2 protein-coding genes are annotated in these 20817 nt (G+C 70.2%); one reads left to right on the forward strand and one right to left on the reverse strand.

The window, feature by feature from the left end:
* Positions 1-8 precede the first annotated feature (8 nt).
* The gene (locus tag C7H75_RS20975) at positions 9-18665 is read right to left on the reverse strand and encodes a non-ribosomal peptide synthetase (RefSeq protein WP_449421210.1); all 18657 of its coding nucleotides are present in this window, start codon (positions 18663-18665) and stop codon (positions 9-11) included.
* A 279-nt stretch (positions 18666-18944) separates the two neighbouring features.
* Here C7H75_RS20975 and C7H75_RS20980 point away from each other — a divergent pair, with 279 nt between their 5' ends.
* Entirely contained in the window at positions 18945-20792 is a 1848-nt protein-coding gene (locus C7H75_RS20980) for a DUF4012 domain-containing protein (RefSeq protein WP_106851779.1), read from the forward strand.
* The last annotated feature ends 25 nt before the right edge of the window (positions 20793-20817 follow it).

Genomic DNA, 20817 nt, shown 5'->3' on the forward strand with positions numbered 1-20817 from the left:
AGCGGATGTCACGGCTCGCCTCCCGTCGCGCCCTCCAGAAACTTCCCCACGCGATCGAGGACGGCGGCGGAACTCATGTCCGCGTGCGCGCAGTCCACCAGCTGCTCCGCCACCGTTCCCCTGACGAACGGCTCCCACAGCTTGCCCAGTGCAGGACGCCCGTCGGACTCCCGCGTGGCGACGAACAGCGTCACATCGCCGTCGAATACGCGGGGTCGGTGGCGGTACGCCATCGTCTCGAGGGCCTCGCCGGTGCGCAGCACTCGCTCGGCGGTCCCCGGGTCCAGCCCGTCCGGCAGCTCCGTGACCGGCGCGGTGTCGGGTGCGCCGGCATCGGGGACGGCGGTGGCCGGCATCGCGTCCAGGATGGTCAGGCTCGCCACGTCCTCTCCGATGTCTTGCAACCGCACCGCCATCTCGTGCGCGATGTTTCCGCCCAGCGACCATCCCAGCAGGTGGTAGGGGCCCTGCTGCTGGATCGCCCGCACGCGGTCGACGTAGCGCGCCGCGAGCCCGCCGATCCCGTCGGGCATTCCGTCCTCACCCGTGGCCTGCAAGCCGTACAGCGGCCGACCGCCGGTCGACCCCGACAGGCCCGTATAGGACCATGCGAGTCCGCTGAGGGGATGCACGCAGAACAGCGGTGGCTCAGCCGGATTCACAGGATCGTTGAGGGCCACTACGGTCGCGAGCGGATCCGCCTCGACACTGCCGGCGACGACTCGATCCGCGATCGAGGCGACGGACGGATCGGCGAGGAGTTCGCGCAGCGCCACGTCGTAGCCGTGGTCGTCGCGCAGTCGCGCCGCCAATCGTACGATGCCCAGGGAGGTTCCGCCGAGTTCGAAGAAGTTCCTGTCCCGGGGAACGGAACCACGGCCCAGCACGTCGGCCATCGCAGCAGCCACCGCCCGTTCCACGGGCCCTTCCGGGGGCGTCGTCTCCTGATCGAGGACGCCCAGGTAGGGATCGGGGAGTGCTGCCCGGTCCACCTTGCCGCCGGGCGTCGTCGGAATCCGCTCCACGTGCACCACGGCGCTCGGAACGAGATGGCGCGGCAGAAGTCTCGCGAGATCGGCTCGGACCTGCGCCGCGTCGAGGTCGGCGCCGGCCCGTGCCACCACGTAGGAGACAAGAGTGCGTTCACCGTTCGACTGCCGGATCGGCACGGTGGCCGACGTACGGATCGACGGGGCGGCGGCGAGGGCCGCGTCGACTTCGGACGGTTCCACTCGCACCCCGTTGATCTGTACCTGATCGTCGCTGCGTCCCACGTACTCGACGGAGCCGTCCGCCCGCACCCGGGCGAGGTCGCCGGTCCGGAAGAGGCGCGCACCCGGGGCGAACGGGTCCGCCACGAATCTTCCCGCCGTTGCCCCGGGCGCACCGTGGTACCCACGAGCCAGTCCGGCACCGCCCACATACAGCTCCCCGACGACACCGGTGGGCACCGGCCGCAGTCGCGGGTCGAGAATCCGAACGGTCTTGCCCGCCATCGGTAGTCCGATGGTGACCGGCCCGCGGTGAGCGACCGGACCGAGCGTCGCTCCGACAGTGCACTCCGTGGGACCGTACCCGTTGTACAGGCGGTGACCGGCCCACGCGGCGGCCGTCCTCTCCGAGAGGACCTCGCCCGCCGACACGACCGTCAGCGATCGGCTGAACGCGGCGGGGTCCAGTGTGGCGAGCACAGTCGGTGTCAGATTGACGTGGGTGACGCCCTCGCGTTCGACGAGTCCCTGCAGGTCGGTGCCGGCGTAGATCGACGCGGGCGCGCAGACCAGGGTGGCGCCGTGGGCGTGAGCCGCCAGCAGTTCGAACACGCACGCGTCGAACGTCGGCGTGGCGGCCTGCAGCACCACTGCTTCCGGCGTGACGTCGAGTTCCCGTCGCTGCACGTCCACGAGTGTCGAGAGTCCCCCGTGGGTGACGGCGACACCCTTCGGGACGCCGGTGCTGCCCGACGTGAAGAGCAGGTACGCGAGGCCGTCACCCGACGCGCTCGCGGCGCCGTCGAGCAGATTGCGGCGACGTTGCTCGGGGTGCGACGGATCGATCGGCACCCAGGCCGCCCCCAGCCGGCTCAGCGCCCACACCTCGACCACCCAGCGCGCTCCGCGGACCGCGTCGACGGGCACGATGTCGCCGGCCTGCACTCCGTGAGCCTTCAGTTCCTGCGAGCGATCCTCGGCTGCGGCGGCCAGTTCGGTGTAGGTCCAGCTTTCGTCGCCACAGCGGAGCGCCTCCCGGTCCGGGTACCGCTGCACGGTCTCGGCGAGAATCTCGGCCAGACCCAGCTCCGGCGGCGCCGTGTCCACGGTGAGCGGCGGGTGCTCCGGCAACGCCAGGTCGCCTACCGCCGTCGACAAATCGGCCGCGGCCTGCTCGAGCAGCCCGACCCAGGCCGCTGCGAGACCGTCGACGGTGGCGGCGTCGAACAGATCGGTGGCGTACACGACGCGGACGTCGACGCCTTGCCCGTCGGCGCGCTCGGTCGTGTCCCACACCAGGTCGAACTGCGCGGGCGGCGCACCCGGTCCGGCGTCGGCGAGGTCGAGGCCCGGTAGGTCGGGCAGTTCGGGTGCGGCTGCCGAGTGCGCCAGCAGAACCTGGAACAGCGGATGGTGCGCGCGGTTTCGGTGGGGTGCGACCCGCGCGACGACGTCGTCGAACGGGACGTCGGCGTGCGCGAGAGCACCGAGGTCGACGTCGCGGACCCGGCGGAGGAACTCGCCGAACGATTCGGCGCGGTCGACCACCGTGCGCAGCGCGAGCGTGCCGACGAACATGCCGACCACCGAGTCCAGGCGCGCGTCGGGGCGTCCGCTGACGACGGTGCCGATCGTGACGTCGTCGCGGCCGCCGTACCGCGCCAGCAGCGCGGCGAGGGCCGCGTGCAGGATCATGAACACCGTGACGCCCTGGCGGCGCGCGGAATCGACGAGCGCCGCGTGGAGTTCGGGGCCGACGACGGCGTGCACGGTGCCGCCGACGTGGGTGGGAACCGCGGGACGCGGACGGTCGAAGGGGAGCGCGAGCGGGCCGTCGGGTGCGCCGGTCAGGGCGCGCGCCCAGTACGCCAACTGCCGGCCGCCCACACTGTCCGGGTCGTCGAGATCGCCGAGCAGTCGCACCTGCCAGTGCGCGAAATCGCGGTACCGCAACGGCAGCGACTCCCACTGTGGTGCGACTCCGCCGGCTCTCGCCGCGTACGCTCGCGCTCCGTCACCGAGCAGCGGGGCCACGGAGGCTCCGTCCACGGCGATGTGGTGCGTCACGACGACGAGAATCCACTCGGCCGACTCCGCCCGCAGCAGTGCCGCGCGCAGTGGCGGCCTCGACGTCAGGTCGAACGGCCGGGATGCCATCCGTCCGATCCATCGGTCGAGCTCGTTGCGGGACAAGGGCTCGTGGACGATCGCGACCTCGACGTCCCCGCTGCTCGCGACCGCCTGACGCGTCTCGTCCGGGTAGTACGTCCGCAGCGCTTCGTGCCGATCCACCACGTCGCGGACGGCCGCGGCGAGCGCGCGCGGGTCGAGGGATTCGCCGAACCGGACGACGATCGGCATGACGTAGTCGGCACTGTCGGGTTCGGCGCGATGGAGCAGCCACAACCGGCGCTGTGCCGGAGCGATCGGCACCGGCTCCGTGTCGGTCCGGACGAGTTCGGAACGGGCGGAGGCGGCCCCGGTGTCGATCGTGCGGGCCAGCGCGGCGAGCGTGGGCGCCTCGAGCACGGCACGCGGCGCGACGTCCCGGCCGAGCGACTGCGCCAGGCGTCCGGCGACCTCGACGGCAGCGAGCGAATGCCCGCCGACTGCGAAGAACCCGGCGTCGACGTCGACACGGTGCCCGAGGACGTCGGAGACTACCGCGGCGACGACCGACTCCGTGCCGGAGAGCGGGCGATCGCTGGACGTGTCCGCGAGTTCGCGTGCGAGTTCGGTCAGCGACCGGAAGTCGGTCTTGCCGTTGCTCGTCGTCGGGAGCCGATCCAGTACGTGCAGACGTGACGGCACCGACGTCGGCGGCAACGTCCGAGTGACCGCGCGCAGCACTTCTTCGGGATCGATCCGGTCGCCACAGACGAAGGCGACGAGGGCGCCGTCCACCGCCGTCACCGCCGCCCGCCGGACCGCGCTGTCCTGCAACAGTGCCGACTCGACCATCGCCGGCTCCACGCGTGCACCGCGAATCTTGAGTTGGCGGTCGACGCGGCCCAGGAAGCGAAGCCGTCCGTCGAAGCCCACCCGAACCCGGTCGCCCGTTCGGTACATCCGTCCGGTTCCGTGCGTCGAGGCCACGAACCGCGCCGCCGTCTCCCCCGGGGCGTCCAGGTAGCCGCGAGCCAGACCGTCGCCGGTGAGGTACATCTCGCCGACGCCTCCGAGCGGAACCGGATGCAGAGCGGTGTCGAGCACCAGCACCCCGGTGCCGGGGATGGGCTCCCCCAGAAGGATCTCGTCACCGATATCGGCGAGCAGGGCGACGACGGTCGACTCCGTCGGTCCGTACGCGTCGAGCATCCGGCGGCCGGTGCGCCAGGCCCGTACCGTCTCCGGCGCCAGGCTCTCACCGCCGCTGGCCACGACCTGCAAGTGGTCGAGGCCCTCGGCGTCGAGCGTCGCGAGTACCGCGGGGGTGGAGAGGAAGTGAGTGACCTGCTGTCGGCGCAGAAGATCGTGCAGCGGCGCTCCCGCGAACACGTCCGGCGGCGCGACGACCAGTGTCGCACCCGACGTGTGGGCGAGCAGCATCTCGAGCAGCGCGGCGTCGAAGGCCGGATCGTAGCCGTGCAGCACACGGTCGCCGGGGCCGACGCGGTAACGCCGGCGAGCCTCGGCGGCGAGCGCCGCCAGACCCCGGTGTGTCACGGCGACCTGCTTGGGGGTGCCGGTGGAGCCGGACGTCGTGATGACGTAGGCGAGCGTGTCGACGGCCGACGCAGCATCCACGAGTGACTTACTGCCCCTGGTGGAACGGTGGTCGTGTTCGCCGAACGCCGCCCCCGTCTTCGCCACCGCCCACAGTTGCACCACACGCTCGATCGACCGTGTCGGTGGAAGCGCGACGACGTCCTCCGGACCGATCCCCTCCTCGTCGGACATTCGACGAGCCGACGCGTCGGATCGCTCGTCAAGTTCGCGGTACGTGAGCGTGTTCTCACCGTCGGTCACCGCGTGCCGATCCGGAAACGCCGCCGCGGTGGCCCGCAGCATCGAGGCCAGGGTCGTCGGCTCGCAGTCGGCCTCGGACGCCCGCGCCGGCGCGGTGAGCAACGGCAGATGCCCCACGGTGGTACCGGGAGCTGCGGCGGCAGCACCGACGACCGCGGTGAACTGCCGCGCCAGCAGCTCCGCGTCCGGGCGGGCGAAACGCGAGACGTCGTGCAGCAGTCGGCCCGTCAGACCACCGGATTCGTTGTGCCACAGCGTGAAGCGGATGTCGAAGTCGGCGGTGGCCGGTTCGGTTTCGTGTGCCTCGATGCTCAGATCACCCACGTGCAGCGCGGGGATCGTGAAGTCCTGGAGAGCGAGCGCCACCTGGGGTGTCGACAGTCCGGTCGACCGGAGTACGTCCTCGATCGGGGCCGCGGCGCGGTCCAGCGCCGCGACGTCGAAGTCGCGCACCTGTCCCAGCAGCCCGGCGAACGGCATCCCCGGTTCCACCCGGGCGCGCAAGACGACGGTGTCCACGAACGGCCCGACGACCGGAATCAGTTGCGGGTACCGGCGACCCGACACGACTGCGGCGATCCCCACGTCCGTCTGCCCCGAGAGGCGGGCCACGGTGGCCGCGAGTGCCGCGTGCAGGACCATGAACTCGGTCGCTCCACGCGAGGCTGCCAGGTGTGCCAGGTGTGCAGTGACGTCGGCGTCGATCTCGAAGTCGATCGAGCCGACCGGGCCCGGTTCCGTCCCGGGGGTGGTCACCGAGGGAAGCAGAGCCGGATCGAAGTCCGCGAGAGCATGCGTCCAGAATTCGGTGTCCCGGCCACGGGACGCCGTGTCGCGTTCCCACAGCGCGTAGTCGACATACTGCACCGGCAACGGCGCCCAACGCGGCGCGTCGCCGACGAGCCGTGCCTCGTACGCCGTCACGAGGTCGGTCACCAGGATCGCGACCGACGCACCGTCCGCGGCAAGGTGATCGAGTTCGACCTCGAGCGTGTGGGTCCGGGGGCCGTCGGCTCGGAGGGCCACACGCAACGGGACCGCGTCGTCGTGCGGGTCGGTACGTCCCGCGGTCCCGATCGACGCGTACGGGCCGGCGGCGTCGTGGGAGTAGAAGGTGCGCAGAATTTCGTGACGTTCCACGACGTCCGTCAATGCGGCGTGCAAGGCGTCCGGAACCAGCGGACCGCGCAGTTCCACCCGCGCCCCCAGCCGATACCGTTCGACGCCGCCGGTCCGACGCTGGGTCCACATCCGTTGCTGGGCCCGGCTGAGCGGCAGACGCTCCGGCCGGTTGCCCGCGACGGGTCCGCCGTCGGCTGCCGCGAACCGGCCGCCCTCGATCGCGGCGGCGAGGCCCGCGACGGTCGGCTCGTCGAACAGCAGACGCAGCGGGACCTCGCGTCCGAGCCGTGCCCGCAGCTGGGACACGACGGCCGTCGCGAGCAGGGAATCGCCTCCGACGACGAAGAAGTCGTCCAGACGGTCCACGTCGGTCCCGAGCGCCGCGGAGTACGCCTCCGCGACCAGGGCCTCGGTGGGATTCGTCGGCGCGCCGCTTCGCTCCCGCACCGGCTTGGGGAGCCGACCGGCGTCGACCTTCCCGTTCGCGGTCAGCGGGATCGAGTCCGTCGTGAGGATGGCGGTGGGGATCATCGGCGCGGGCAACCGGTCGACGAGCGCCGCACGCAATCGTGCCGGATCGCAACTCTCCGGCACGACATACGAGTACAGGGCATGCCCGTCACCGTGCTCGCGCGGGACGGTGACGGCGCTCCGCACGCCGGGCAGGCTCCGGAGTACGGCGTCGACCTCGGCGGGTTCGACACGCACTCCGCGAATCTTGACCTGGTCGTCGCTCCGTCCGCGGAAGTCGAGCATCGCACCGGCCGGTGTCTCGATCCACCGCACGAGGTCTCCGGTCCGGTACAGGCGGCGGCCACCCGGCGCCGCAACGAACCGCTCCGCTGTCCGAGCACCGTCGCCGTCGTATCCGGCGGCGAGCCGGTCACCCGCCAGGTACAGCTCGCCGGTCACCCCCGGCGGCACAGGCTGCAGGCGTCGATCGAGCACGACGGCATCGATGCCGCGGGCGGGCCGTCCGATCAGCGGTCGGTCGGACGGGGCCAGTGGACCCGCCCACGTCGCGAATGCCGTCGCCTCGGCCGGGCCGTACCCGATGAAGAGCCTGCGCCCCTCACCCCACCGTGCCGACACATCGTCGGTGACCCGCTCGCCGCCGAGCATCAGCGTCGCAAGGTTCGGGAACGATCCGGCGGCGACGCTCGACGCGACGGACGGCGTGAGGCAGGCGTGGGTGACGCGTTCGGCGGCAATCAACTCGGTGAGTTCCGGCCCGCCGTAGGCCGATCCGGGAGCCACCACGAGTCGGGCGCCCGACATACCCGCCAGCAGCATCTCGAGCAGCGCCATGTCGAACCCGGGTCCTGCGACGTGCAGGACCCTCGAATCGGCGTCCGCAGCGAAGATCTCGGCGAGGTCGTCACCGAACGCGCCGAGGCCGCGCGCCGTGAGGACGACCGCTTTGGGGTGGCCGGTCGTGCCCGAGGTGAACACCACGTAGGCCGCGTCGTCGGGGTGAATTTCCGGCTCTCCCAGGACACCGGTGCCGGACGCAGCGACGTCGACCCATTCGACGCGCGACGGCAGGCTCACGACGGCCTCGGCGGTCGTCACGCCTGTGCGTGCACCGCACGCCTCGAGCATCAGCTGGATCCGAGCGGCCGGATGCTCCGGGTCGATCATCACCGGAGCTGCACCGGTGCGAGCGATCGCCCACACCGCCGTCACCGAGTCGAGCGAGCGCGGCACCGCACAGGCCACCCGGACGCCGGGTCCCGCGCCTCGGGCGACCAGCTCACGGGCGAGTGACTCCGCGCGCACGACGAGTTGGCGATAGGTCACGGTGCGGTCGCCTGCAGCCACCGCCACGCGGTCGGGGTGTTCGGCGGCACCGGCCGCCAGGACCTGCCACAGCCCGGCGACGGATCCGTCGGCGCCGGACGCCGGCACCAGACCGCGGCGCTCCGTCGCGGTCAGTAGGCCCACGTCACCGATCGGCAGGCCGGGATCCGCGGTGACCTGGTCGAGGAAGCGGATCAGGCGTGCGGCGAAAGCCTCGATCGTGGCAGCTTCGTACAGGTCGCTGCGGTAGGCGAATTCGAAGTCGAGACCGTCGGGCTTCTCGGTCACAGTGACGTGCAGGTCGAACTGCGTGCTCGCCGACTCGATCGGAGCCGCGGAGACCTCGAGACCCGGGAGGGTGAATCGCAGGCTCCCCGGCCGGCGGACGGCGAGCGCCACCTGGAAGATCGGGTGGCGCGCCGAATACCGTTCCGGTGCAACGCGTTCGACGATACGCTCGAACGGGGTGTCGACCCGCGCGAAGGCCTCGATGTCCCGCTCCCGCACGTGCTCTAGCAGGTCCGCGAACGTCTGCCCGGCCCCGACGTCGGTGCGCAGGGGCAGCGTCGAGGCGAACATGCCCACGAGCGAATCCAGTCGCGGATCGCCGCGACCGGCGACGGCCGTGCCGATCACGATGTCGTCGGTGTCGTTGTGCCGGGCCAGGACTGCGGCCAGCGCGGCGTGGATCGTCATGAACGTGGTCGAGCGATGTCGGCGAGCCGTCGCGGCGACCCGCTCGGCGGGTTCACCGTGAAGCGCGACGTGAACCGCGCCGACCTCGGGGTTCACCGTCTCCGATCGGACCCGGTCCGGCGGCAGCGACGATTCGGTGGGGGCGCCTTCGAGGATCTCCACCCAGTCGTCGAGGTTCGCGTCGACGTGTGTGTTCTGCCACCGCGCGTGGTCGAGATAGTCGAGCGGTAGCGGTGACCACTGCGGGCACCGCCCCTCGACGCGCGCGCGGTAGGCCTCCGCGAGGTCGGTCGACAACGGATCGAGGGACCATCCGTCGGCCACGATGTGATGGACGACTATCGCCAGGACGTGCTCGGTGTCCGCAGTGCGATACAGCCGAAACCGCAGGGGCGCAGATGCTTCGAGGTCGAAGGACTTCCGGGCGAGAGACCGCACGAAATCGTCCAGGCCGCCGCTCGGGACCGCAACCGGTGTCAGATCGACGGCGGGGCCGTCGCCCACGCGCTGCAGCGGGCCGTCGGGTCCCGTCGTGTACGTGGTCCGCAGGACTCGGTGCCGGCGCAGGACGTCGCGCACCGCTTCCTCCAGCGCGCCGATCACCAGGTCACCCGAGAAGCGCAGCGTGAAGGCCAGGTTGTACACGTCGGACGCGGGATCGAGGAGATGCTGGAACCACAGCCGGCGCTGGGCCGGAGAGAGCGGACCGGCGTCGAGCGGCGTTGTGCTCGCGCGCAGTTCGGAGCTGCCCACAGGCCGTGCCACCCGGGTCTCGATCGTCCTCGCCAGGTCCGCGGCGGTGGCGGCGTCGAAGACGTCGCGGACGCCGATCTCGACACCGGTCGTCGATGTCAGCCGGCCGGCGACCTGAGTTGCGAGCAGGGAGTTGCCACCGACGTCGAAGAAGTCGTCGTCGCGGCCGAGATCGGGAGCGCCGAGCAGGTCACTCCAGACGTCGAGCACCACCGCCTCGAGCGGGCTGCGCGCGCCGCCGGTCACGACGGACGGGACCGTGGCATCGACCGGGTCCGGCAGGGCCGCGGCGTCGACCTTGCCGTTCGCATTGAGCGGCAGCGCCTCCATCGTCACGACGGTCGCGGGGACCATGTAGTCGGGCAGCACGCGCCGGAGGGCCTGGATGATCGTCCGGTGCGCGAGGCTGTGCTCCGTACGGGCCGCGCCGACGACGTAGGCCACCAACCGCCCGCCGCGCACTGCCACTGCGGCATCGACGACGCCGGTGGTACCTCGTAGTGCCCGCACGATCTCGCCGGGTTCGATCCGGTGCCCACGCACCTGCAACTGGTCGTCCGACCGGCCGCGGTACTCGTAGGTTCCATCGTTGCGCAGACGCGCGAGATCGCCGGTCCGGTAACGGATCCTTCCATCCGGGGCGGCCACGAAACGCCCCGCGGTGAGTCCCGGTCGTCCACGGTAGCCACGGGCCACCTGCGGGCCGCCGACGTACATCTCGCCGACGACTCCGGGCGGCACGGGGCGCAGCGATCGGTCCAGCAGGTCGACTTGCAGCCCCGGCAGCGGCACACCGATGACGCTGCGGTCGGCGGGTTCGGCCGGTGCGATGTCGGTCCACGTCGCGTGCACCGTGGTCTCGGTGATGCCGAACATGTTGACTGCGCGAACCGTCGGGTGTCTGTCGAGCCACGGCGACACCCTGCGGACGTCGAGGGCCTCGCCTCCGAAGATCAGCAGTCGGAGGGCGAGATCGTCGGGCTCCCCCGCCACGTCGACCAGTTGGGCGAACGCGGTCGGCGTCTGATTGAGGACCGATACCCGCTCCCGCACCAGTAGTTCACGTAGTTCCCGGGGGCTCCTCGCCACGAAATGATCGACCACCACGATGCTGCCACCCGTGCCGAGCGGACCCCAGATCTCCCACACCGAGAAGTCGAACGCCGGCGAGTGGAACATCGTCCAGACGTCCGACGGACCGAACCCGAAGCCTGCAAACGTGTTCGCCAGCAACGCCAGGACGTTCGCATGGGACACCGTCACGCCCTTGGGCCTGCCCGTAGACCCACTCGTGTAGATCACGTAGGCCGCCTGATCGTCCCGGACCGCAACGTCGAGCGGTCCGCATCGATCAAGATCCGGCCGCCCCGGTGGGGATGCGATCTCGAGCGAAGGACCGTCGCCGCCGAAGCCGCCGTCGTGCAGGATCAGTGCTGCCCCGACCTGGTCGATCAGCATGTCGAGGCGATCGCGAGGCTGGGTGCTGTCGAGCGGCAGGTAGGCGGCACCCGCACGAACGACCGCGATCATCGCGACGATCAAGTCCACCGAGCGTGGCAGAACCAACGCCACCACATCCTCGGTGGCTACCCCGGCCTCCGCGAGTCTGCCCGCGAGCAACCGTGACCGGGCATCGAGTTCGGCGTAGGTGATGCGTTCGTCGCCCGCCACCACCGCCGCCGCATCGGGATGCTCGGCTGCACGCTGGACGAACAACTCGCCCAGCGACGTCACCCCGGCACACACCCCACTGCGAGATTCGGCCACAGCCTCGGGTCGCCCACCGAGCACGCCACCGCGCGCGACCGGATCGATCGCGTCGACCACGACGGTCGGATCGTCGGTGACCGTCTCGAGCACCCGCACGAGCCAAGCCGCCCACCGGGCCACGGTCTCGTGATCGAACAGGTCCCGAGAGTACGTCAGCACACCGTCGATCCCGGCCGCCTCACCCATACGGAGGTCTCGCTCGCGAAGGGTGACCTCGAGATCGAAACGTGTTTGTCCGCTGTGGATTTCATGGACACGAATGTCGAGTCCCGGCACCGGGACCTCGGCGGGCACGAAGTTCTCGTACGCGAGCATCACCTGGAACAGAGGGTGGTGTGCACCCGAGGTTCGCGGTGCCACGCGTGCGACGACCTGGTCGAACGGCGTCTCCGCATGAGCGAGCGCGTCGAGGTCGTCGCGGCGGATCCGGCCGAGCAGATCGACGAAGGAACGAGTCTGATCGACGGTGGCGCGCAGCACGACCGTGCCGACCAGCATTCCCACCAGGTCGTGCAGGCCGGGTCCGCTGCGTCCCGACACCGGGGTTCCGACGCTGACGTCGTCGCTCCCCGAGAGTCGGGCGAGCAGCACCACGAGCGCTGCGTGCACCACCATGAAGGGGGTGGCGTCGTACTCCAACGCCACCTTCTCCAGCGCGGCATGCAGTTCCGCCGGAATCGTGAAGGTCACCGTTCCGGCGGCGGCAGAACCGTACTCGCCGCTTCTCGATCCATCGGACGGCAGTTCGAGGACCTGCGGCGCCGTCTCGAGACGCTCGGTCCAGTACGCAAGATCCTCGTGCGCCCGGCTTCCCGGCTCCGACGAATCGCCGAGCAACTCCCGCTGCCACCGCGCGTAGTCGGTGTAGCGCATCCGGACAGGGCTCCAGCCCGGTTCGGTGCCGCGCCGTCGAGCCTCGAACGCCTCCGTCAGATCGCGGTACAGCGGCACCACCGACAGCCCGTCCAGCACCGCGTGGTGCGCGACGACGGCCAGAGTGTGGGACGTGTTCCCCGTGCGGTACAGGGCCAGGCGCACCGGCGCGGTCGAGGTGATGTCGATCGGACGGGCTGCCAACTCCTGCAACCGGTCCGCGCAGCCGTTCGGCGCCTCGATGACCTCGGGTACCGATGCTGCGGACTCGACCACCTGGACCGGACGTCCGTCGATCTCCCGGAAGACGGTGCGGAGCGCCTCGTGGCGTTCGAGCACGTCCGACACCGCGGTCCGCAGGACGCCGGTGTCGAGTTCTCCCTCGATCTCGAGTGCGAACGCGATGTTGTCCGCGGCGGACGTGTGCCGGCGCGCCAGCACCCACATCCGTTGCTGCGCCGGCGACAGTGGGGCCGGCTCGTCACTGTCACTCGGTTGCCACGGAACCGGTGAACCGTCGATCCCGTCGAGGACCCCGGCGAGGCCCGCGACGGTCGGGTTCTCGAACACGTCCCGCACGTCGACGCGCACGCCCGTCTCCGAGCCGATACGGGACACGAGTTGCGTCGCGAGCAGCGAGTTCCCGCCGTACACGAAGAAGTCGGAGTCACGTCCGAGGGCGTCGCTACCGAGCACCTCGGACATGAGTCGGGCCACCGTGCGCTGGCCTGCCGTGTGAAACTCCCTGGCGTCGGGACGGGGAGCGGCCGGAGCCGGCAGCGCGGCACGGTCGATCTTGCCCGCGACGGTCAACGGAACAGTGTCCAGCACGGTCACCACACCGGGCACCATGTGCCGCGGTAGTCGCGCGGCAGCAAACCCCCGGAGACGTTCGACATCGAGGTGCCCCCGTCCGTGGACGAAAGCCGCGACCGTGCCCGCGTGTTCGACCGCGATCGCGGTGTCGACATCCGGGTGGGCGGTGAGCACGGCCTCCACCTCGCCGAGTTCCACACGGAAGCCGCGGATCTGGATCTGACGGTCGGATCGGCCGACGTACTCGTACTGGCCGTCGACCCGTCGGCGAACCAGATCACCTGTGCGGTACATGCGCCCGGGACCGAGCACCGAGGCGACGAATCGTTCGGCGGTGAGGCCGGGTCGGCCCAGGTATCCACGGGCCAGGCCGGGGCCTGCGAGGTACAACTCGCCGACCGCACCGACGCCGACCGGACGCAACTCGGCGTCGAGCACGGCCACGGTCGACCCGTCGACGGGCACACCGATGGGCGGATTCGACAGCCCGTCGAGCGGGCGGCTGATCGTTGCGACGATGGACGACTCGGTAGGCCCGTACAGATTCAGCAGCGTCCGTCCGGGCGCCCATCGGGCGGCGGTGTCCCACGCCCACGCCTCTCCGCCGAGGCCCAGGACGCGCAGGTCGTCGAGGTCGTCGGGATCGATCTGCGCGGGCACCGCGGGGGTCGAGAACCAGTGGGTGACTCGTTGAGTCCGAACGATGTCGGCGATCTCGTCGGGCCCGTACACGCCGTCCGGCACCACGACCAGGGTGGCGCCGGATCCGAGTACGAGCAGGTACTCGAGAATCGATGCGTCGAACGCAGGAGACGCGGCGTGCAGCACGCGGGATCGTTCGGTGATCGCGAACGCGCGCCGCAGGGTTGTCGTGAGCGGCCCGAGACCGCGGTGCGTGACGACCACACCCTTGGGTGTGCCGGACGAGCCCGAGGTGTAGATCGCATACGCCGCGGAGTCCGGATGCGGAGTCGGAAAGGGCTCATGCTCCGCATGATTCGCGTCCACCAGCGCATCGGGATCGATCCGGTGGACACCGTCGGGGAGGTCCGCGTCCGCTCGGGCGATCACGAACCGCGCGCCGCTGTCGGCGAGGATTGTCGCGATACGGGGCGCTGGCTGGTGCGGATCGATCGGCACGAAGGCGGCTCCCGCACGCGCGACCGCGACAACAGCGGTGACGGCCTCGACGGAACGGGGCAGCAGGATACCGACGAACTCCCCGCTCGCGACTCCCCGCGCTGACAAATGCCGGGCCAGCGCCTCCGCCGCGGGAGCGATGTTGCGTGCAGGCCCTTCCGCGTCCACGACGCGAGTGGGCCCGTTCGCGATCTCGGACAGCGTGACCGGCGTTCGAGGCGCGACGGGCCCGACGTCGGGAGTGCCGCCCGTCACCAGGTCCGCGATGCGCCGATGCGGGTCCACGGCCACGCGGTCGAGGATGGTCCCGAGCAAGCTCGCCCAGCCCTGCACGGTTCGCCGGTCCAGGACGGACGAGTCGTACACGAACCCGATCTCGAGGCCGGCTGCCGTCTCGCGCACCGCGATCTCGAGATCCGACCGGGCGTCCGTTCCGGGCACGGCCCGCCCTCGCACTTCCAGCCCCGGCCACACGAGGGCCGGATCGGCGAAGCTCTCGTACGCGAGCATCGCCTGCAGCCGTACTCCCCCGCATCGCTCCTGGACGACGTCGAACGGCGTGGTGGCGTGGACGAAGGCGTCGATGTCGGACGCCCGGACTGCGTCGACGAGGTCCGGGAAGGTCGCATCGCCGTGCACGTGCGCGCGCAGGGCCACGGTGCCCACGAACATTCCGACCAACTCGTCGAGCAGCGGATCGTTGCGGCCGGACTCCGCAGTCCCCACCAGGGTGTCCGGCGTGCCGGTGATCGCCGACAGCAGCACCGCGACCGCCGAATGCAACACCATGAAAGGCGTCGCGTCGATGCCCCTGGCCACGGCGCCGAGCGCCGTCCACACCTCACTGTCGAGGCTGGCCGTGACCCGCTCCGCGCGGCCGCGGACTGCCGACCGGGATCGATCCAGCGGCACACCGGGAACGGCTGGAGCCCCCTCGAGCACGCCCTCCCAGAACCCGAGATCGCTGTCACGGATCCCCGAGTCCAGCAGTTCGTGCTGCCAGCGCGCGTAGTCCGCGTAATCCACCGGCAGAGGGGCCCACGCGGGCGTCCCGCCTGCGCGTCGAGCGGTGTAGGCCGCGGTGAGATCGGCGATCAGCGGCGCGAACGAGAGTCCGTCGAGAGCGATGTGATGCGCCACGACGACGAGTTCGTGACACCGGTCGCCGATTCGGTGCAGCGCGAACCGGATCGGCACGTCGGTCGCGAGGTCGAACGGTTCGGACACGAAGTCGTCGATCAACCGCTGGGATTCGTCACGATCGCGCACGTCCCGCGTACCGAGCACAGCGGCCCGGTCGACTTCCACGAGACGCGGCCGTGGTTCCCCGTCGGCGTTCTCGGTCAGCACCGTGCGCAACGGTGCGTGCCGCCGGAGGACGTCACCCAGAGCGTCCCGCAGCGCCTCCTCCGACAGCTCGCCCACGAGCTCGACGACGAACGGCACGTGGTAGGCAGTGCTCGAAGGATCGAGCTTGTGCTGCAACCACAATCGTCGCTGCGCCGGGGCGAGCGGTGCAGAGCGGTCATCGGCCGCAACGAGTGCCGGGCGCTCGGCCGCGCCCGCGACGACGGCAGCCAGACCCGCGGCGGTCCGACGGGTGAAGACGTCACGAACGGACACGCTGCGTCCGGTGACCGCGGAGACCCGCGCGGCGAGACGGGTGGCGCTCAGGGAGTTGCCGCCGTGGTCGAAGAAGTCCGTCGACGCGTTCACCTCGATACCGAGGATGCGCTGCATCTCGTCGGCGACGAGTTCCTCCACCACACCGTGCACCGATCGACCGTGGGCGCCGTCCGGTGTGGGTGCTCGGTCGACGAGCACGGCACGGTCGACCTTCCCACTCGCGGTGAGCGGCAGCGAGTCGAGCAACACCACTCGGGACGGAACGGCATGGGCGGGCAGGCGTTCCGCGAGCCACTCGCGCAGTCGATCCGGCCGCAGTCCGTCACCGCACGCGAAGGTCACCAGCCGTTCGTCGATGGCTACGGTCGTCGCGGCGCGGACACCCCGGTGGGTGACGAGGAGCGCATCGACCTCGCCTGGTTCGACGCGGATCCCACGCAACTGGATCTGATGGTCGACCCGTCCGACGATGTCGAGGGTCCCATTCGCGCGCCACCGGGCCAGGTCGCCGGTGCGGTACATCCGGCCGCCACCGAAGGGCGAGGCCACGAAGCGTCCCGCGGTCGATCCGGCGTCGCGGGCGTACCCGCGGGCGAGCGACGGGCCCAGCACGTAGACCTCGCCGACGACGCCCGGCGGGCAGGCGCGTAGCCGCGGATCGAGGACGACGATCGACGAACCGTCCACCGGCCGGCCCACCGGAACCGACGTCGCCCCGGCCAGCATCGCGTCGTCGATGCGGCCGCTCACGGCCGCGAGAATCGTGGTCTCGGTCGGTCCGTACGCGTTGACCATCGCCCGGTTCTCGGACCACCGCCGAGCCACGGGCACCGGCAGCACTTCGCCGCCGGAATCCAGCATGCGCAGTGTCGGCACGGCGTCCGACGGCGTCGCCGCCAGCACGGCCGGTGACGACACGACGTGCGTCACACCCTCCGCCGCAATCAGCTGCGCCAGCGGATCGCCCGCGACGACGTCGCCGTCGGCGATCACGAGAGTGGCACCGGCGTCGGCGGCGGTCAGGATCTCCTGGATCGAGGCGTCGAACGACAGCGACGCGACGTGCAGCACGCGTGAGTCGGGAGTCGCCGCATACGTGGTTCGGAGCGTCGAGAGCAGACCCGCGATACCGCGGTGTGACACCACCACGGCCTTGGGCTGTCCCGTCGACCCGGACGTGTGCACGATCCATGCGGGGTTCTCCGCACGGAGCGGTCGCAGCCGCTCGCCATCGGTGACCGGCGCGGTCGAGAAGCCCGGTGCGTCCGGGTCCACGAGCAGGACGACGCTTCCGGGCAGTTCCACCCCGCGGCCGATCGCGAAACCGACGACATCCAGGTGTTGCGCCAACCGCAGCGGCGGAAGTTCCGGGTCGACCGGTACGTAGGCGGCGCCGGTCTTGGCGATGGCCCACAAGGCTACGACGGAATCGATCGACCGAGGCAGCAACACCGCGACCGCGTCCTCGGGTCCACACCCCAAGGAGATGAGACGCCGCGCGAGCGCCGACGAGCGAGCGTCGAGTTCGGCGTACGTGATCTCCACGCCGGCCGCGCGCACCGCAACACCACCGGATCCCGCGTGGCGGATCAGAACGTTCGGAAGCAACTCCTCCCGGCCCGGTACCGGCCGACCCGCCGCAGGGGTCAGTCCCGCCGTCTCGCCGGGGAGGCCGAACGGCACGTCGGACACGAGTTGAGCGCCGGACGCCGCGAACTCGGTGAGGAAGGCGAGCAGTCGGCTGTGATGCCGGTGCAGGGACTCGGTCGAGTAGCGGGACGGGTTCGCTTCGAAGTCCAGGCGCGTGACCCTATCCGCGCCACCCGGGTAGACCGTCAGCGACAGGTCCTCGACCGGCCCGGTCGACAGGACGAACAGTTCTCCGGTGACCGGGCCGAACTCGACCGTCTGCGGGAACTGCAGGATGTTCACGACGGGCCCGAACACTCCGCCGAGCCCCGTGCGGCCCTCGCCGTCGGGCAGTTCGCGGAGCATGTCCTCGTAGCGGAACCGTTGGTGTCGCAGCGCACCCGTCATCTCGATCTGCACACGTCGCACGAGGTCTGCGACCGTGTCCGACGGGTCTACCCGCACTCTCAGCGGTACGACGTTCGACACCGAACCCGCCGATCGACGCAGCAATGCCGTCGTGCGCGCGGACACCGGCAGGCTCAACACGATGTCGCCCACGCCCAGTACCCGTGACAGATATGCGGCGAAGCCGGCGACGATCACAGGCACGTCGGGCATCGCCGACCCGCTGCCACTTCCGGTGAGAGTGCCGGCGGGCAGTTCGCCGGGCGACCGCAGCGCGGGCGTCGTCACCGGGCCGGGACGATCTGCGATCGAGACGGACGGCGGCAGGTCGAGCAGGCGCTCCCGCCAGTACTCGCGATCCGAGGCCTCCCTGGTGCTCCCGTTGTAGGCGACGACGCTGCGCCACACCTCTTCGACAGGTGCCGTCGAAGTCGGCGGCGGCGCGGCGCCCTCGACCAGGGCGCCGTAGACCTCGGAGATGCGGTCGGTGAGAACCTGCGCCGCCGAACCGTCCATGACGATGTGGTGAGCGAAGTAGTGCAGGTAGTGGAGGTCGTCGCGCAGCCGGATCAGCGTCATTTCCGCGAGGCGGTCCGAGAACGGGTCGATCGGTCGGGCCGTCCGCTCGGTCATCCAGGCGAGCGCGGCGGCATGCGGATCGTCGGCCCCCGACAGGTCGAGGAAGTGCGGACGATCGTCGATGTCCGGCACCGGGGTCTGCAGCACCTCGTCGTCGACCTCGACGAGAACCACGGTCCCCGAACCGATGTCGCGAGCTGCCTGATCACAGGCCTCGATGAACATTTCACTGTCGATTCCGCCGCGAACCTCCAGGTACTCCGCGACGGTCATGGCGATATTGGGCAACAGCTGCTGCGCGACCAGAAGCGCGTTCTGTGCCGGCGCAAGCGGGAACGGACGCACGCCGACCCCCCTCTGAATTCAACAGGCATCCCGACAACCCCGTCCGCGAACTGCCTTGCCGCCCCGACGAAGCCCATCCGACCCAACCTGCGGGAATCGGACAGAACCAACTTACTGTGCGCGAGAAGCGTTCACCACTTGAACGCTCGATCAGTCCGGATACGGGATAGCCTGCCAAACACACCACGAGCGAAGGGGGCTCACCGAGTGGAGCAGACCAAGTCCGAGGAGTCGTCCGTCGAAACCGCGACGGAAGCACCGTCACGACGGCGCACGAATCGGCGCAGAACCGTTCAACCTGCAGCGACACAAAGGAAGCGCCGACGACGAATCGTCATCGGGACCGCATCTGCGGCGGCAGTCGCGGTCGCCTGGGGCGGCTACGTCGCATACGAGGCCACTCAGATCAAGTTGAATCTTGAAGAGGCTGCCGAGTTCGCGACGCAGACGAAAGATGCTCTACTGGCGGGTAACTCGGAGGAGGCGGTCCGTTCCGCCGACGACGCCGCTCGCTACGCCGGGCGAGCCAAGGACGCCACCGATTCGGTGAGCTGGCGGATCGCGGCAGCGATCCCCGGTATCGGCGGTCCGTTCGACACCACCCGACAGATTTCCGACGTCGTCCAGGGCCTCGCGTCGGACGTGCTCAGGCCCGCCGTCGAAGCCGGCTCGGCCCTGTCTCCCGACCAACTACTGCTGGACGGCGCGCGCATCGACCTCACCGGGCTACGGGACGCAGCCTCAGTGCTTGCCGAGACGGCAGCCGCGGCCGACGAACTGGCCGTGCGAGCATCGGAGATCGACAGCACGTTCGTGAGCCAGATCGACGGCCCACGACAAGAACTCGTGGGGCAGACCACGGACCTGTCGTCACTGCTCGGCAACGTATCGACCGCGGCGGAGATCGCGCCCGCGATGCTCGGCGCCGATGGGCCCCGCAGCTACTTCATCGGATTCCAGACCAATGCCGAGGCCCGCGGAACCGGTGGACTCCTCGGAGGGTTCGGCGAACTGCACGCGGTAGACGGCGCTGTCCGCGTCGACGAACTCGCGAGCAACCGCGAACTGTCGCTCGCCGGGCGGCAGGGCATCGACCTCGGTCCCGACTTCGAGCGTCAGTACGGTCAGAGCCGCCCCACCACCGACTTCCGCAACAGCAATGCCAGTTCACATTTCCCGTACGCCGCGCAGATCTGGCGATCACTGTGGGCCCAGGAGTCGGGAACGCAGGTCGACGGCGTCATCGCCACCGACCCCGTCGCGCTCAGCTACGTACTGAAAGTCGTCGGGCCGGTCGTCATGCCAGACGGCGAGAAGGTGACCGCCGACAACGTGGTGGAGTTGACGGAGTCGACGGCCTACACCCGGTTCGGCACCGACAACAACGCGCGAAAGCAGTACTTGCAGAACATTGCCGGCAAGGTTGTCGAACGCATGACCGGCAAGATCTCCCAGCCGCAAGCCTTGCTGGAAGCTCTCGGACGGGCTGCGAGTGAAGGCCGCCTCGCGGTGTGGAGTTCGCAGCCCGACGAGCAGGACGTGCTGGCCGATACGCCACTGGGGCACATCGTTCCGGACGACGACGCACCGTACGCCGGTGTCGTGGTCAACAACCTCGGCGGCAACAAGCTCGACTACTACCTGCAGCGCGAAATCGACTACACGGCAGACAGTTGCTCCGGAGACACCCGAGCAACCACCGTGAAGGTCCGGCTGACCAACACACTGCCGCCGGGCGACTACACGAAGTACGTCGCCGGGATGTTCGACAATCCGATGGGCGCACCGGCCGGAACCAACCTGACCAACCTGTCGCTCGTCGCCACCCAGGGCGCCAAGCTCGGCAAGGTGACCGTGGACGGCAAGCCGGCCTTCGCATTCACCGGGGCAGAGCGCGGCCACCCCGTCTTCGATCTCCAGTTCCCGATTCCGCAGGGCAAGACCGTCGAGGTGGTCTACCAGCTGACCGAGCCGGCGTCAGCGAAGGCGCCGGTCGTGCCGGTGCAGCCGCTTGTCGACGCGCCACGAATCGCGGTCGACCTGCCGCGCTGCTGATCGATCGGTCGGTCGGCCCACCACG

The sequence above is a fragment of the Rhodococcus (subgen. Prescottella) equi genome, from assembly GCF_003013675.1.
GTDB classification, from domain to species: domain Bacteria; phylum Actinomycetota; class Actinomycetes; order Mycobacteriales; family Mycobacteriaceae; genus Prescottella; species Prescottella equi.